This window comes from Thiocapsa marina 5811 (assembly GCF_000223985.1).
GTDB lineage: Bacteria > Pseudomonadota > Gammaproteobacteria > Chromatiales > Chromatiaceae > Thiocapsa > Thiocapsa marina.
In genome coordinates this window covers 1-16,873 of the sequence record NZ_AFWV01000020.1, presented here as the reverse complement: position 1 = coordinate 16,873, position 16,873 = coordinate 1, and the positions used below count along the sequence as shown (strand labels likewise).

5 protein-coding genes and 1 pseudogene are annotated in these 16,873 nt (G+C 68.9%); 5 read left to right on the top strand and 1 reads right to left on the bottom strand.

From position 1 onward, the window contains the following. Positions 1 to 46: 46 nt before the first annotated feature. The 4 genes and pseudogenes from THIMADRAFT_RS28305 (at position 47) to THIMADRAFT_RS25060 (ending at position 10,664) form a co-directional block, all read left to right on the top strand. Positions 47 to 2,566 carry an SUMF1/EgtB/PvdO family nonheme iron enzyme gene (locus THIMADRAFT_RS28305; protein ID WP_007195319.1) on the top strand — a complete coding sequence of 840 codons (2,520 nt, stop codon included), beginning with the start codon at positions 47 to 49 and terminating at the stop codon, positions 2,564 to 2,566. Between the two features lie 1,110 nt (positions 2,567 to 3,676). Further along, the gene (locus THIMADRAFT_RS21930) at positions 3,677 to 6,235 is read left to right on the top strand and encodes an SUMF1/EgtB/PvdO family nonheme iron enzyme (RefSeq protein ID WP_007195318.1); all 2,559 of its coding nucleotides are present in this window, start codon (positions 3,677 to 3,679) and stop codon (positions 6,233 to 6,235) included. Beyond that, a pseudogene (locus THIMADRAFT_RS21925) lies at positions 6,232 to 6,903 on the top strand (formylglycine-generating enzyme family protein). The gene THIMADRAFT_RS21930 and the pseudogene THIMADRAFT_RS21925 overlap by 4 nt, the downstream one beginning before the upstream one ends. A 251-nt stretch (positions 6,904 to 7,154) precedes the next feature. Further along, entirely contained in the window at positions 7,155 to 10,664 is a 3,510-nt protein-coding gene (locus THIMADRAFT_RS25060; protein ID WP_007195315.1) for a DUF4062 domain-containing protein, read from the top strand. A 139-nt stretch (positions 10,665 to 10,803) separates the two neighbouring features. On the opposite strand, the gene THIMADRAFT_RS21915 is transcribed toward THIMADRAFT_RS25060, so the two are convergent. Then, positions 10,804 to 16,023: an RHS repeat domain-containing protein gene (locus tag THIMADRAFT_RS21915; RefSeq protein WP_007195314.1), complete on the bottom strand. Its 5,220-nt coding sequence runs from the start codon at positions 16,021 to 16,023 to the stop codon at positions 10,804 to 10,806. A 194-nt stretch (positions 16,024 to 16,217) separates the two neighbouring features. On the opposite strand from THIMADRAFT_RS21915, the gene THIMADRAFT_RS21910 reads away from it, so the two are divergent. After that, positions 16,218 to 16,873: SUMF1/EgtB/PvdO family nonheme iron enzyme (locus tag THIMADRAFT_RS21910; RefSeq protein WP_007195313.1), on the top strand; the 656-nt coding region annotated here is incomplete at its 3' end.

The window sequence follows — 16,873 nt, the reverse complement described above, 5'->3', positions numbered from 1 at the left end:
CGTTATCCTTCTCGCCTGGCGGCAACAGCATGATTGGAGATGTCGGATGCAAGCGGAGCAGCGAAGGAATGACCGAGACCGAGATCCTGCCCGGGGCTGTGGCCCGTGGCCGGTCGGTCGGATCGTCGCCGCCGCTGTTCCGCTGGTGTTGGTCATCTGTGTGCTCGGGCCGGCGCCGGCCGCCGCCGCGGCGCCATCGGTGACCTGGGATGCCGCGGTCTACAACCCCCGACCCGCTCCCGCCGATTGGCTGCTGCCCTTACCCTGTGGTGGTGCGCTGGCGTTGCGCGCGGTGGCGACACCGGGTGCCGAGGCCGGCTATGCGGTGAGCGGATCCTTCACGAACGGCGCAGGCACCCCGGTGTTGCTCGTGAGCAAATACGAGCTCACGCGCCGTCAGGCGCAGGCGATCCGGGCCGGGGTCGCGGGGTCGACCTGTCCGCCGTCGGAGGGCGGCGGACCCGAGGCCGAGCATCCGGCGGTGCTCGACTGGGTCGAGGCGATCGGCTTGGCGGACGGCTATTCGCGCTGGTTGATCGGGCAGGCCTCGGCGTGGCCGGTGTGTGATCCCGGCGGTTCCGGGGCAGCGCCCGCGCCCTGTCTGCCGTCTGCCGACGGTGTGCCGGCGACGGTGCGGTTGCCGAGCAGTCTGGAGTGGGAATATGCCGCGCGCGGCGGGCTGGCGGTCGGCGTCGAGGTGTTCGCCCGCGCGCAGCCGGCGGATCCCGAGCGAATCGCCTGGATCGATGCCAATGCCGGGGGGCGGGTGCAGCCGATCGGCACGCGTGCGGCGGATGTCCTGGGTCTGCATGACGTGTTCGGCAATGTCTCCGAATGGGTGCTGGATGCCGAGGCGGCGGACCCTGCGGCGGGGGTGCCCGTGGCGGTGACGCGCGGCGGGGATGCCGGCAGTGCGCCCGGAGATCTTGAGCTTCAGTCCGCCCGGGTGTGGCCGTTGGGCGCGTGGCCCGCGGACGCGCGCACCGGGGTGCGATGGATGCTGGGGGTCCCGGTCTTCACCTCGGTGGAGAAGGTGCGCGCGGGCGGGTCCGCAGATGCCGAGGGGGGTGTCGCGGGAGATGGCGAGCCTGCGCCGATCGCGTTCACGGGTCGATTGCGGGTGGCGGTGGACCGCGCGGCCGCGGTGTGGGTGGACGGGGTACGGGTGGGGGAGGCGACCCCGGCGGTGCCGTTCGAGGGCGAGGGGATCGCGGCGGGGGAGCGTCGGATCGGGGTGCGCGGTGCCGGCTACACCGCCGAGGAGCAAGTCATAGCGGTGAGCGTGCACCGTCCCGGGGAGGCCCGCTTCAAGCTCCGCCCGCAGACCCCGGCGGAGCGGGAGGCGGAATTGGATCTGGACGGCGCGGCGCGTTCGGCGATCCGGGCGGAGCTGGCGTTGGTCGGTCATCCGGCGGGCGGGGGCGGGGATGCCTTTGCGGAGTCCGCGCGTGCGGCGTTGCGGGCGTTTCAGTCGGCGGCGAGGCTCGAGGCGACGGGGTATGTGGACGAGCCGACACGGGCGCGGTTGGCCGAGGCGGGGGAGGAGTCGCGGCGTGTCCGGGAAGAGGCGGAGCGGACGGCGCGTGAGGAGGCGCTGGTCCCGGGATCCGCGGAGCGAGCGGGAATCCGCGCCGAGTTGGGCCTGGTGGGTCACCCGGCGGGAGCGGGTGGGGCGGACTTCGATGCGGCGGCCCGCAAGGCGCTGAGTGCGTTTCAGGGCGCGCAGGGGTTGGCGGCGACCGGCTACTTGGATGTTGAGACCCGTGGGCGGTTGGCTGAAGCGGCTTCGGCCGAGGCGGCGCGGCGTGCGCGTGAGGCGGCGGAGCGGGAAGCGCGGGTGCCGGGCGGTGCGCCGGCGATGGTGGTGATGCCGGCGGGGTGTTTTCGGATGGGCAGTCCGGCGAACGAGGCGATGCGGGACAGCGACGAGGCGCCGCATGAGGTCTGTCTTGACGCCTTTGCGATCGGCAAGACCGAGGTGACCTTTGCGCAGTACGACGCCTTCTGTGCGGCGACCGGGCGTGCCAAGCCCGGCGAGGCAGGCTGGGGACGTGGGGCGCGCCCGGTGATCAACGTGAGTTGGGACGACGCGGTGGCGTATGCGGCGTGGCTCTCGCAAGAGACGGGTCTGACGTATCGGTTGCCGAAGGAGGCGGAGTGGGAATATGCGGCGCGTGCGGGGACCGAGACACCGTTTTGGACCGGGCGATGCATTCACACGGATCAGGCGAATTACAACGGGACCCACGATTACGCCAACTGCGGCGCCAAGACCGGGCTATACCGGAAGCAGACGGTGCCGGTGGGGAGTTTGCCGGCGAATCCCTGGGGGTTGCATGAGGTGTTGGGGAACGTTTGGGAGTGGACCTGTTCGGAATACACGGAGTCCTATGCCGGTGCGGAGCAGCGCTGCGCAGACGGAGCCAATCGTGGCGCGCGGGCGTTGCGCGGCGGCTCCTGGTACTTCGGACCGAGGTACCTGCGCGCTGCGCTCCGCAGCTGGAACTTACCCGGGTTCCGCGACGTCATCCTCGGTTTTCGTCTCGCCAGGACCTTATCTCCTTAGTTCCTTACCCCTTTACCCCTTGATCGCGGAGTCGTCCCGGGCATGAATCGACAGGTTGAGACAGGGTGTTTCGGGGGTCCAGGGGGCGGAGCCCTGGTCGGGCGTGTTTTTTACGCTGCCGCATGCCCCCGGCTGAGTCGGACCGCCGCATGCCCAACCCCGCCCGTTCGACCGGCCCGGCCCGGCCCTCGAGGGGATGTACCGGTTCATCCTCTGGCTGATCCCGACGCTGGAGCGTTTTCCGCACTGACAACGGTTCCTGACGGGCAGCGCGTACCGTACGTCGTAGGATGGGCAGAGCGGTAGCGATGCCCATCTGACCCTGTCCCTCGCCAAGGACGAGATCCCAGGCGCCGCGATGAGCGTGCCTCGACCGTTCGGGCGCGTTCGGCGAGAGGTTTGCGGCAGGTGCCGAGGGCCAGCGGGCGCCGTAGCGTCACCTCGGCGGGAACCGCATGGGTGATTGGCGAGCCGCTCGGGTTCGGACGTGGGTGGCAGGGAATGATGGGCATCGCCCTCGCTCTGCCCGTCCTACGGGTCTACGGTTCCGACTGGAGCCCGCCGGGGTTCATTTCCCGCCGTGCCCCGCGCGGGCGATGCTTCGAGAACAGGTCCCGCCGACCGCGCTGCCGGACCCGCCGATGGCCGCCTACGATCCATCCGATAAGCTGTTGTTGCCCCATCGTGATTTGGTGGCCGATCGGCCGCGCGGCGTCGTACGGGAGGATTGGGTTGCCGAGCGTATTATCGGTCGGATTCTAAAAGCCCGTGCGGGAGATCATCATCAAGGGTTGGCGGCGTGCTTATCATTGCAAATCCGGATGGGCAAAGTGCCCGCCGGGACCCTCCGGGTTCGGTGCGCGCGCCCATCGTTCAAGCTTAGGCGCGGGCAGGGCGGGCACGCCCGTCCACCGTCGCGGCTCGCCTTCAAGCCGCTCACGCTCACGCGGGCCTTGCCCACCCGACGCGCGTGCCGATCGGTTCCAGCGGAGGACAGGCGCTCGTCATCGGGGCGCCACGGTTTAAGATGCACACTCCGATCACCGCACCGCGCAATGCCGAACGGTCGAGCTGACCGGCACCTGTCGCGGACGCTCCGAGACCGACGCCATGCTCAGACTCCGCGCCCCTGGGTTTGCCCCGCTCTGCGCGCCGTGCGCGCCGGTTCCGGGGTTGCTGCGCGCGCTGCGCGGGCGGCTCCCTGCCTCGGGCATGCGGCCGGTCCTCCGGCGGCTGCTCGCGGTGGCGCTCGTCGCCGCGCCGATCCCCGCGGCCGCGGCGAGTGCGGCCGAGGCGTTGCGCATCGCCTGGGATCGCGATCTCTACAACCCGCAGGCCGAGGTGGACGACGTACTGGTGCCGGTGCCCTGCGGCGGGGCGATGGTGTTTCGCTGGGTGGCGGCGGACGGGACGGTGCCGGCGGGGTCGAGCGCGGCGACACGCGCGCTGTATGGGCTGCGCGGTCCGTTCGCGTATCGCGCCCCGGGCGAGGGGACGGGGCAGCCGGCGTTGCTGGTGGGCAAATACGAGGTGACCGCATTGCAGCATGCGGCGCTGCAGGCAGCCTCGGGCGGGTCCTGTCCGGCGGTCGATGCGGCCGGTCGTCGGGTGCAGGGTCGGGTGGCGTGGCAGGACGCGGTGCAGGCGGCGGCGGGGTGGAGTGTCTGGCTGGCCGAGCGGGCCGCGGGGGTGCCCGACTGCGCGAGCGCGCTCGTGCTGTGCGTGCCGCGGGTGGCGGACGGGGATCGGGTGATGGCGCGCCTGCCGACGGAGGCGGAGTGGGAGTATGCCGCGCGCGGCGGGGTGAAGGTCACCCCGGAGCAGTTTGCCGCGCCGCTGTATCCGATGCCCGAGGGGCTGCGCGGTCACGCCTGGTTCGCCGACAATGCCGACGGGCGGGTGCGCCCGATCGGCTATCGCGCGGCCAATCCGCTGGGTCTGCATGATGTTTACGGCAACGTCGAAGAGCTGCAGCTGGGGCTGAATCGCGACCGGCGTTATCCCGGTCAGGTGGGTGCGGCGGTGATTCGGGGCGGGAGCGTGCACAGCGGGGCCGAGGACCTGCGTGCGGGTCGGCGCAGCGAGGTGCCGCTGTACGGTCCCGGCGGGGTGATTCGGGCCCCCGACAACGGTTACCGGCTGCTGCTCGATCGCGCGCCCGGGGCAGTTGGTCCCATCGCACTGGCGAGCGGACTGGCGGCCCCTGGCGCGGCGCGCACGCAGCCCGGACATCTGCAGGTCAACGTCGATGTCGCCGCCGAGGTCCGTCTGGACGGTCGCGCGGTCGGGCGTGCCGTGCCCGGTGCGCCGCTGGCGCTGCGCGGCCTGGCACCCGGGGAGCATGCGCTCGAGGTGTCGGCGCAAGGGTATGGTCGGGTGCGCGAGTCTCCGACGGTGGGGGCGGCGCGCTGGACGCAGGTGGCGGTGGCGTTGCCGGCGGCGCGCGGTTTGTGGGGCTGGTGGGCCGATCTGTCTCTGGCGTCCGAGCGGGCCGGGCTGCCGTCCTGGCTGCCGTCGGGGGTGGGGTTGTTGGTGTTGACGGGCGTGACCCTGCTGTGGCGTCGGGTCGTGGCGCGTGTCGGCGCGGGCGGCGGGGAGGGCACGGCGCCGCCCGTGGTGCGCGCGACCGAGCCGGAGGTGGCAGAGCGGCGCGCGCCGACTGTCCTGAAAGCGGCGGCGCTCGAGCAACCGACGCTGATCCCGCCCACGCACGCATTCGAGCCGGAGATGATCGCGCTGCCGGGCGGAGAGTTCTGGATGGGCTCTCCCGAGGACGAGTCGGGTCGCCGTAGCGACGAGGGGCCGCGGCATCGGGTACGGATCGAACCCTTTGGGATCGGAAAGACACAGGTGACCTTTGGGCAGTATGACGCTTTTTGCGAGGCAACCGGTCGGGTCAAACCGGAAGATCGCGGCTGGGATCGCGGGGAGCGCCCGGTGATTAATGTCAGTTGGCACGATGCGATGGCCTATGCGCAGTGGCTGTCCAAAGAGACCGAACGCAGCTATCGGTTACCCACCGAGGCGGAATGGGAATATGCGGCGCGTGCGGGGACGCAGACGCCGTTCTGGACAGGTCGGGACATTCACACGGATCAGGCGAATTACGACGCCGCCTACGATTACAATGACTGGGGGCGGCGTATCGGGGTGTACCGCGGTAAGACGGTGGTGGTGGGGAGTTTGCCGGCCAATCCGTGGGGGTTGCACGAGGTGTTGGGGAACGTGTGGGAGTGGACCTCTTCGGAGTACGCGGAGCGGTATGCGGGAGCGGAGCAGCGCTGCGCCGAAAGCAAGGGTGCTGCCGGGCGGGTGTTGCGCGGCGGATCCTGGTACCACGAGCCAGGGCTCCTGCGCGCAGCGGCCCGCATCTGGTACCCACCCGTGATCCGTAACGCCTACAGCGGTTTTCGTCTCGCTAGGACCTTGGGCGGTTTTCGTGAGGATCTCGTTCCGGTCACGCCGGTCGAGGGCGGTAAGACCGATCGCATCGACGAGCCTGCCGGCGCGCCGGACGTCACGGCCGATCCGGCGCCGCGCGAGGATCTCATCGACACGCCGCGCCCACCGACACTGCACGCATCCGCACCCACGCAGGCCGAGCCGCGTGTCTCAGAGATCACCGCCCCGACGCTGTTCTGCCCAAGCATGCCTTCGAGCCCGCGATGATCGTGCTGCCGGGTGGGGAGTTCTGGATGGGCCCGCCGGAGGACGAACTGGAGCGCTCGTTCGACGAAGGTCCGCGGCATCGGGTGCGGATCGCGCCCTTTGCGATCGGCAAGACGGCGGTAACCTTTGGTCAGCACGACGTCTTTTGCGAGGCGACCGGTCGGGTGAAACCGGGAGATGAAGGCTGGGGACGCGGCGAGCGCCCGGCGATCAATGTCAGTTGGCACGATGCGATAGCCTATGCGCAGTGGCTGTCCAAAGAGACCGGACGCAGCTATCGGTTACCCACCGAAGCGGAATGGGAGTATGCCGCGCGTGCGGGGACGCAGACGCCGTTTTGGACCGGTCGGTGCATTCACACGGATCAGGCGAACTATAACGGGAACTACGATTACAACGGTTGCGGTTCCAAGACCGGGGTGTACCGGAAGCAGACGGTACCGGTAGGGAGTTTGCCGGCGAATGCGTAGGGGTTGCACGAGGTGTTGGGGAACGTGTTGGAGTGGACCTCTTCGGAGTTCGCGTCCCCGTATGCCGGGGCGGAGCAGCGCTGTGCCGAAGGCAACAGTACTGCCGCGCGGGCGGTGCGCGGCGGCTCCTGGGGCAACATACCGGGGAACCTGCGCGCGGCGTACCGCTTCAGGTTCCAACCCGAGTTCCGCTACTAAATCCAGGGTTTTCGTCTCGCCAGGACCTTATCTCCTTGAGTCTTTACCCCTTTACCCCCTGATCGCGGGAGCGTTTCAGGCCTGCGCCGAGTGCGTGAATTCGAATGGATCGGGGGTCCAGTGGGCGGAGCCCCCTGGTCGGCGTCTCGCGTACAGCCCGTCTTGTCTTGCGTAGGCTTGGCGGTGGGGACGGGTGATCCGGATTGCAATCGTGGGTGGGGCGGGCGTGTCGGTGGGCTTAGGGGGAGAGGATGAACACGGCGATCAGTTGGCAATCCCGTCCGGTCTTCGTCACCAGCACCTTTCGCGACTTCCAGGCCGAGCGCGATCACTTGCACCGCTTCGTCTTTACCGAGCTGGAGGAGCGCCTCAAGGCCCGCTATCACTATCTGGAGCCGATCGATCTGCGCTGGGGCGTGGACACCGCCGCGGCGGGTGAGGAGGAGACCCGCCAGCGGCTGGTGCTGAAGGTCTGTCTGGCCGAGATCGAACGCTCGAGGCCCTTCCTGATCGCCCTGATCGGGGACCGCTACGGCTGGGTGCCGCCGCTCGAGCGCATCCGGGCGGCGGCGGAGGAGGCCGGTCATCGCGGGGCGCTGGAAGGCACCAGCGTGACCGCCCTGGAGATCGAGTACGGGGTGCTCGACAACCCCGCGCAGTGTGCGCGCAGTCGGTTTTATCTGCGCGAGCCTTTGCCCTATGCCGAGATGGCTGCGGCGAGCGCGGCGCTCTACAGCGAGGGGTACAGCACCGAGCCGGGGGCGGCGACCGCGGCGATGCGACTGGCGGCGCTGAAGGCGCGTATCCGCACCGAGCAGCGCGGGCGCTGGCGCACCTATCGGGCGGAGTGGGACGGGGCGCGGCGGTGTGTCACCGGTCTGGATGCCTGGGGCCGGCAGGTGCTCGAAGATCTTTGGAGCGATCTCGCGGCCGAGACCGCGGCCTGGGCGGTGGCGGCGCCGATCACCTGGCAGGCGCAGGAAGCGCGGCTGCTCGAGCAGCTCATCGCGCTCAAGTGCCGCGATTTCGTCGGCCGGGAGGGGCTGTTGGGAACCCTCGTGCGCCACGCGACCGACCCCGCGGTGGGCTGCGGGGACGGCCTCGAGCCCACCCCGGAAGGCGCCTGGGGGATCTGCGTCACCGGCCCGGCCGGTGCCGGCAAGACCGCCCTGTTCTCCCGCCTGCATCGGTTGCTGAGTGCGCAAGAGGTCGTTTTGCTCGCCCATGCCGCGGGGGCGAGCCAACGGGCCGGCCGTCTCGAGGACCTGATGCGGCGCTGGATCGGCGAGCTGGCTGCGGCGTTGGGGCTTCCCGACCCCGCGCCCGATCTGACCGAGCGCGAGGCGCTGCAAGACACCTTTGCACGGCTGCTCGGGCAAACCGCCGCCGGCCGTCGGGTCGTCTGTCTGCTCGATGCACTGGATCAGCTCGAGGCGACCCCGGCGGCACAGCAGCTCACCTGGCTGCCGCGCTTGTGGCCGAGCAATGCCCGGCTGATCGCCACCGCCATCCCGTGCGTGGCGAGCGCCGCCCTGCTGGCCCACCCCGGTGTCGGCGAGCAGGCCCTGCCGCGGCTCGATGACGGGGAGGCCGGTGCGCTCGCCGACAGGCTCTGTCGGCGCTATCACAAGACTCTGCCCGAGCCGGTGCGGGCCGCGCTGCTCGCCAAGACACGCGTCGACGGCAGTTCCGCAGCCGGTCTGCCGCTATGGCTCGCGCTGGCGGTGGAGGAGTTGTTGCTGCTCGATGCCGACGACTTCGCGCGGGCGCGCACCCTGCCCGGAGCCACTGCCGGGGAGCGGATGCGCGCGCTGCTGTGTGCCGAGGCTGCATCCTTCCCGCCCGAGATCGATGCGCTCTACGGGCGACTTCTCAAGCGCGCCGAGCAGGTCCACGGACGCGCCTGGACGCGGGCCTTTGTCGAGCTGACCGCACTCGGTCGCGCCGGCTGGCGCGAGTCCGATCTCAAGGTGCTGCTGCCGCAGGTCAGCGGCCAAGCCTGGGACGACCTCGCCTTCGCGGCGCTGCGCCGCACCCTGCGCGCGCATCTGGTGCAGCGCGGCGAGCAGGCGCAATGGGACTTTGCCCATGGCCAGCTGCGAGCGGCCGTGCTGGCGCGCAATCTGGATGATCCGGCGCGGCGGCGGGCCCTGCATACCCGGCTGGCCGATCATCTGGAGGGCGTCTCCGCCGAAGATCCGCTGCGCCATACCGAGCGCATGTATCACTTGATTCACGCCGACGACCGGGCGCGGGTAGCGGCCTATTCCGCCGGCTTGACGCGTCCGAGCCCGGAGCTCACCGGCGCCATGCGCACCCTGGGCGAGCATCTGCTGGCCGGCGAAGGAGCGACCGCGAATGGACATCTCCACTGGGCGCTGGGGTTGCTCGATCTGCCGGGGCAGGCGCCGGCCCGGAGCGGTGCGCTCTGCAACCGGTATCTGTTCGACCTACGCGATGCCTTGCAACAGGAGGCCCGGGTGGAGCTGCGCCTGGGCTTGTTCGAAGGCGTCCGCGACGTCCTGAGGCGACTCGCCGCGGCTGCTCCAGAGCAGGTCGCGTGGCGGCGCGACCTCGCGGTCAGTCACAACCTGGTCGGCGACTTACGGCGGGCGCGCGGCGATCTGCACGAGGCGGAGCGGGCCTACCGGGCCGAATTGCAGATCAGCGAGCTCCTGGTCGCGGCCGATCCGGGCAATGCCGAGTTTCGGCGTGACCTGGCGCTCAATCACGAACGGCTGGGCGACGTGCGGCGCGCGCGCGGCGATCTGGACGGTGCGGAGCGGGCCTACCGGGCGAGTTTGGCGATTCGTGAGCGTCTGGTCGCGGTCGATCCGAGCGATGCACAGTGGCAGCGCGATCGAGCGGTCGGTCATGAGCGGGTCGGTGACGTGCGGCAGGCGCGCGGCGATCTGGACGGCGCGGAGCGGGCCTACTGGGCGGAATTGGCGATCGGCGAGCATCTGGCCGCGGCCGATCCGCGCAACGCCCAGTGGCAGCGCGACCGGGCGGTTGGTCACGACCGGTTGGGCGACCTGCAGCAAGCCCGCGGCGATCTGGACGGGGCGGAGCGCGCCTACCGGGCGAGCCTCGCGATCCTCGAGCGTCTGGTCGCGATCGATCCGGGCCAGGCCCATCGGCAGCGCGACCTCGCCGTCAGTCACAACAAGGTGGGCGACATCCTGCGGGCGCGCGGGGACCTCGACGGGGCGGAGCAGGCGTACCGGGCGAGTCTCGCGATCGCCGATCGCCTGGTCGCGGCCGATCCCGGCAACGCCGAGTGGCAACGCGACCTGGCGGTCAGTCACGACCGGGTCGGTGACGTGCGGCAGGCGCGCGGGGACCCGAACGGGGCGGAGCGGGCGCACCGGGCGAGTCTGGCGATCCGTGAACGATTGGCGGCCGCGGATCCGCGCAATACCGAGTGGCAGCGCGATCATGCGGTCAGTCACAATCGGCTCGGCGACGTGCGGCAGGCCATCGGAGACCTCCCGGGGGCACTCGCGTCGTTCCATGCCGCTCTTGCGCAGGTCCAGGCACTCGCGGGGGTCGATCCGAGCAACTATCAATGGCGGATCGACCTGTGGGAGGGCTATTGGAGGATCGCGGACGTGCTCGAACGCACACGTGAACCCGCCGCATCGATGTATTGGGCGAAGGCGCAGCGCGTGCTTGCCGACCTGGGCGGTGTGATGCCCGCGCTGCCGGAAGCCGACAGGCGCATCCTCGAGCGGCTGGGCAAGACGCTGGGGACAGAGTGAGATCCCGGCAGGTCTGCGCGCCACGAGGCACCTGGGCGTGTAAGAGCCAAGGGCAGGCAAGGATCGGCATTGAGTAGGATGGGCATCGCTGTCGCTCTGCCCATCCTAAGGGTGTGTAAGATTGCTGGGTGTGTCCTCTTCAGGGTTGTGCATAGCGCCAGGCGGTTGGTCGGCCGGCGTCGTCGTAGTCGATGCTGAGGCGGGCGCGCTCGCCGATGGTCACCGCGTCGAGGCGGTCTTGATCGTCGTACCCATAGGCGATCGTGAGATCATCGGGGGTCTCGAGGGTCTCGAGCAGGTCGGCTTGCGGGCCGTCCTTGACGTAGCTCAGTCGCGTTTCGCCGCCGTCGAATTGGCGGACCCGTGTCGGTTTCCCGGCCTCGAAATGGGCCTCGGCGGCGGCATCGCCCTTGGTCGCCTTGATGGTCTTGAGGGCACCCTCCGTGTCGTAGTCATACTTTTCCTGCCCCCATGACGAATCGATGTGCTGCACGCGACCGTCGTCGTCGCGCTCGATCCGATAGCCGTAGTTGTGGCCGCTGCTGCGGTCGACGAGCGTGCTCAGCCGGCCTCGATCATCGTACCGGATGACCACGTCTTGTCCGCGGTGATCCTTGATCTCCAGGGGGCGCCCCTCGGGATCGAGCCGCGTGCTTTGCCAGGTGTCGAATGGTCCCTGGGCGTTCGGAGGCGTCCGGATGACCTTTTCGACGAGACCCTCGTCGGAATACTGAAGGTGCTCGGCCTGTGCTTGCGTCCGCGTGGTTTGCAGGCGACCGTCCGGGGTCCACTCGTTCTCGACAAGGGTCCGACCGTTCTCGGCGAGGCTGGTCAGGCGACCGTTCTCGTCGTACTGCTCCTCCATCCGGTAGCGATCACCGAGGGCCACCTGTCGTGTGCGTCCGTCCGGACTCTCGGCGAGACGGATCGGTGCGCGCAGATCCGGGGCGTCGATCTCGACGGCGGTCGCGCCGTCTTCGCCGTAGTCCCAACGCGCGTGTGTGCCGTCCGGATAGCGCGCCTCGGTCGGACGCTGACGTTGATCATATTCGAAGGCGGCCTCCTCGCCCCCCGTGTCCAGGGTGAGGGTGCTCCCGGCGGCGCCGGCTTGGACCCGATAATCGATTTCCCCGGCCAATCCGTCACGCTCGCGGAGCAGGTGCCCGCGGTCGTCGTACTCGAAGGCGTGCAGCAGGGTGCGCCGATCATCGGCCGGGTCTTGCTCGGCCGGACGGAAATCGACCTCGCTGACCCAGCTGCCTCGGTACCGATAGCCGAGTGTCCCGACCTCGGACGCGACGGTGGCCAGACGACCATCGGCCCCGTAGGCATAACGCAGCGTCAGGCGCTCGCCGGGGGTATCCATGCGCGTGCCGGTTGCACGTTCGAGCCGGCCTTCGCCATCGTAGGCGAGCTCGATCGCGGCGACGGGTTTGCGCCCGAGCAGTCCGAGGATGCGGCTGATCCGCCCTTGGGTATCGCGTTCGTAGAGGGTGACGCGACCCCGGCCCTCGATCCCGACGAGATCTCCGTTCTGACTGAAATGCCAGGACTCGCCATCCTTGCGGATCAACTTGCGTGTCGGCTGCGAGAGGAGATCGGGCGGCGCATCCGCGAGTCCGAAGAAGTCCGAGTCGGCGTCATCCGGGACCATCAGTCGGCCATCGCCGAGCGTCGGCACCGGCGCGATTCGCGAGAAGCGCTGATAGAGCCGATTCAGCGGGGTGATCAGCTCGTAGGCGGTGTGAAACGCGACCCGATCGCCGGTGCGCTCGACCGGCACGCGCATCTCCACGAGCTGTGGAAGGTCAAGCGTCCAGCCCTTGCCCCAGGGACCTGTCGTATCGAAGAAGGAGTTGGAATGCCGGGTCAGACTGATCGCGGCATCCCCGGTGATGGGGACCGCGAGATCCACCTCGTCGAGGCGACCGGGTGCGAGCGCGCGGGTCTCCGCGCCGGGGACTGCGGCGGTCTGGTAGGACTGGCCTTGGTGGGCGAAGCGACGGACTTCCAGGGGCTTCGCGGTGGCGCTGGTCTCTCGGGCGAGGGGAGCCAATTCGGTCGCAAGGGCGAGCCGTTGGGCAGCCACCATCGCCTCGTCGGGCGGCAGAGCGCCGAGGTCGCTTTCGAGGCCGATCTCGTGCACGGCATCGGCCGGCGGCGAGAGCTGCACGCCGCCGAACACCCGCGCGTGAATCCGTTCATTCGAGCGCGTGACTTCGAGCGCCGGTGTCCGCTCTTCGAACGGAACCTCGGTCACCGCGTAGTCGCGCATCCAGAACGGCAACGGGACGCCCCGGTCGCGCAGGGTCTCGGCGATCGCGGTCATGAGTGCGATGCGGCGCAGCTCGGTGAACACCGGGACCGGCTCCGTGATGCCCGACTCGGGGGGCGGCGTGAGCCAGCGCTCCGCGGCAATTCCGTCGTAGTGCTCGGTGAACCAGTCGACGAAGGCACTGGCCCCGGGAGAGGAGACGCCCTGCGGATCATCGACCAGCTCGCCGCCCTCCCATGTCATCGATTGGGTCCGCACCTTCAGCGGCACATCGAAAAGGGTCAGGGCGCGTCGCGCGCCGCCGATGCGGTTGGACTCTGCCGGTACGATCCAGAACCGCTCCCAATGCCCCTCGCCGAGTCGGTTGTGGCTGGTTCCGCCGAAATAGAGGAGATCCTGAATCCGGGCATAGCCGGGGACGCGCGTCTCGACCTCGCGCCCGGAATCATTGTCCACGCCGAGGGTGTAGCCCTTCATGAGGCGATCGGCCTGGAACAAGACCCACCCGACATAGGTGCCCGCGGTCGCCTCGCCGTGACGCACGATCATCGCCGCGTCCTCCGGAGCATCGGGGTCGGGATCGATGGTGACCGTGGGGCCTTCGCCGTGCAGGTAGACCGAGCGGAAGACCGTGACCAGATCATCCAGACGCAACGGCGGCAGGGCGATCGCATCGCCGCTCTGCTCGATCAGCAACAGGTTCTGATTGTCGTCGACGCTGATCCCGCTGATCAGCCCGAGGCCATCGAAGGCGCGACCTGCGCCGCCGAGGTAGACGCCGCCGACGGGGGTCGGATCGACGCGCATGAGGTATCCAAGCGTCTCGCCGACGTTCTTCGCGCCCCACTCGATTGTTTTATTTGCACCCAGTGTTACCGTTTCGTCCCACGGCCACCTGATTCGAGTCTGATAACGATCGACGTGACGGATAAATGTCAATTGACCATCGGGAAGCACGTCGAAATTCGAACGCAGTACAACGATCTCGTTACCACGCCAAATCTTGTCGATGCGAACCTTGGACAGGACCGATGAAACGTCGGTGACCAGTTTCGCAGTCGACAGCACGCCCGTCGTCTTTCGGAATGCGCTTGTCTGTGCATCCGTGATATTCCCGGCGCGAGTACGAATCTCGTCGGTCCAACGGTCGACATTGCCTACGATCAAGCCCTGAACGAGTGGCACCACCGGGCCGGGGAGTGCCCAGCCGACCGGCTCTAGCGCCAGCGTCGCCAGGTTTCCCGCGGTGATCCCGACCACCCTTGGATGGACGAAGAAATAGTCGTCGCGAAACCTCAATGCGCCTTCGAGTTGCCGCTGACCGACGCCTTCGACCCGCGCGCGCATCTGCTGGAGACGCTCGCGTTGTTGCGACATGGCATCGCGCTGCCGGGCCTGTGTCTCGGCCATGCGCCGCATCATCTCCTGCTGTCGCGACATGATTTGCATCTGCCGATCGCGTACCTCGGAAAGATCCGGCGCGTTGGATGGCCGAATCAAGGCAACCTTCTGTCTGCGTGCTTCCTCGCGTGCCCGAATTTCCGAGGGCGTGCGCGCTGTTCCGACGAGATCCACGAAATTCAGCGGGTCCTGCCCGCAATAGGCATAGAGTGCAAGATCCTCCGCGGAGCCCGTCGCGATGCGATGCTGCGGATCGACCTGAAGAAAGCGACCGAGGCTCGGCGAATAGACGCGCACACGGGTGTGATAAACCCCCCCGGCCGGATCCCAGAAGAGGCCGGCGAAACGCGGGGCGAAGTCATTGGCGTCGGCGTCGCCCTCGATGACGCCGAAGGGGTCGTAGTGGATCCGGCGAACAACCTGTCCTCGCGCGTCGATGACGAGCCGAACCGATCCTTGATGATCATGGAGCAGATATTCGGGGCGACCATCGCGCATCCAGATCAGCGGCGCATCCCCATCCCAGACCAGTGCCGACGAGGCGCCGCCCACGTCATCGATGATCAAGGGGCGCCACTCCATCGCCAGCGGGTCCGGGATGAAGGCCGTAGTGCGTCCGGGGATTTCGCGCCGAATGAGTGCGCCGTTGCCGTCATAGGTGTAGCGTGCCTGTCCGGCGTCGACCGCACTGAGCCGATTCTCGGCATCGAAGCCATAGGTCCGGCGCACGCCGTCGTGGCTGACCGCGGTCAGGTTGCCCGCCGGGTCGTGCGACGTCGGCGCGCCCGCGATCGCGAGCAGGCGTCCCGCCCAGTCGTAGCTCAGCACGCGCTGCGGCGTAAGGCTTGATAGGGTCCGAGTCCGGTTGCCGAGCGCGTCGTACCCGTAAACATACTGCGGGCGCGGGGCGCCCTTGACGCGGGTGAGTCGACCCCGGAGGTCGTATTGGTGCTGCCGCCTCCATTCACCGGCGGGGGACCGTTCGGTGATGGTGTCGATGAGGCCATCCGGGCGATAGCTGTAGCGATAGTCCGCCAAGACGCTCAAGCGATCGCGGCCAGCTCTCCCTGCCAGCGCATGAGTGATCCGCTCCAAGCGGCCCTGCCCGTCATAGTCACGGGTTGTCTTCAGATCATTGGGGAGCGTGCGAACAACGCGATTCGGACTGGGGTAGTCGTAGCGGATGCGCCCGGCTGGCGTGTCCATCTCCGCCAGGCGGTCGAGGAAGTCGTACCTGTAGTCCAGCCAATAGCGATCCCCGACCTCCAGGCGCGTGATCCGGTCCTGCGTGTCGTACTTGTATCGGATGGGGAGGGAGCCGGTGCGCTCGATGCGCGTGAGGCGGTCGAGATCGTCGTAGCCGTAGATCACCTCGCCCTGCGCGTCGGACATGCGCGCTAGCCGACCGAGCGTGTCGAGTTCGCGCACGACCCGAGTGCCGTCCGCGGCGGTGCGGGTCAGGCGCAGCAATTCGCCGTCGTCGTCGAAGCCGTAGGCCAGACGGGTCTCGCGACCGGCCGGATCACGGATAGAGGTGATCCGATCCGCCTCGTCGTAGGTCACTCCCCAGCGCAGATCCGCGCCGGCCTGCGAGCCTGTGTGAGTCGCCGCAAGCGCCTCGCCCATGCTTACGCACAGCGACAAGACGAAGACCCGGAACAAAACTCGTTGAGACGATGACATGCGAAAACTCCCTGGCGATCGGTCGCTCTGCAAGCATAGGTGATTCGCGGCCGCTTTTTCCCGGTCGGGTACCGATTGCGACCCCGGAGAAATCCTCCGGTTTTGTAGCATGGGCAGAGCACGGCGATGCCCATCTTCCGCCTGCCGGCGCTATCCTCCTCACATGGTGGCAACAGCAAGGTTGGAGATGTCGGATGCAAGCGGAACAGCGAAGCGTTGATCAAGACCGAGATCCTGCCCCGGGCCGTCGCCCGTGGCCGGTCGGTCGGATCGTCGCCGCTGTTCTGCTGGCGTGGGTCATCGCCGCGCTCGCGCCGCCGCAGGCGGCGGCGGGGCCGTCGGTCAGCTGGGATGCAGCGCTCTACAACCCCCGACCCGCCCCCGACGATTGGCTGCTGCCCTTACCCTGTGGTGGTGCGCTGGCGCTGCGCACGGTGGCGACACCGGGTGCCGAGGCCGGCTATGCGGTGAGCGGAACCTTCACGGACGGCGCGGGCACCGCGGTGTTGCTCGTGGGCAAGTACGAGCTCACGCGCCGTCAGGCGCAGGCGATCCGGGCCGGGGCCGCGGGGTCGACCTGTCCGCCGTCGGAGGGCGGCGGACCCGAGGCCGATCATCCGGCGGTGCTCGACTGGGTCGAGGCGATCGGCTTGGCGGACGGCTATTCGCGCTGGCTGATCGGGCAGGCCTCGGCGTGGCCGGTGTGTGATCCCGGCGGTTCCGGGGCAGCGCCCGCGCCCTGTCTGCCGTCTGCCGACGGTGTGCCGGCGACGGTGCGGTTGCCGAGCAGTCTGGAGTGGGAATATGCCGCGCGCGGCGGGCTGGCGGTCGGCGTCGAGGTGTTCGCCCG

Excerpts from the sequence above, each read along its gene's own strand:
- THIMADRAFT_RS28305 (WP_007195319.1), top strand. The coding sequence starts at position 47 with ATGCAAGCGGAGCAGCGAAGGAATGACCGAGACCGAGATCCTGCCCGG.
- THIMADRAFT_RS21930 (WP_007195318.1), top strand. The coding sequence starts at position 3,677 with ATGCTCAGACTCCGCGCCCCTGGGTTTGCCCCGCTCTGCGCGCCGTGC.
- THIMADRAFT_RS25060 (WP_007195315.1), top strand. The coding sequence starts at position 7,155 with ATGAACACGGCGATCAGTTGGCAATCCCGTCCGGTCTTCGTCACCAGC.
- THIMADRAFT_RS21915 (WP_007195314.1), bottom strand. The coding sequence starts at position 16,023 with ATGTCATCGTCTCAACGAGTTTTGTTCCGGGTCTTCGTCTTGTCGCTG.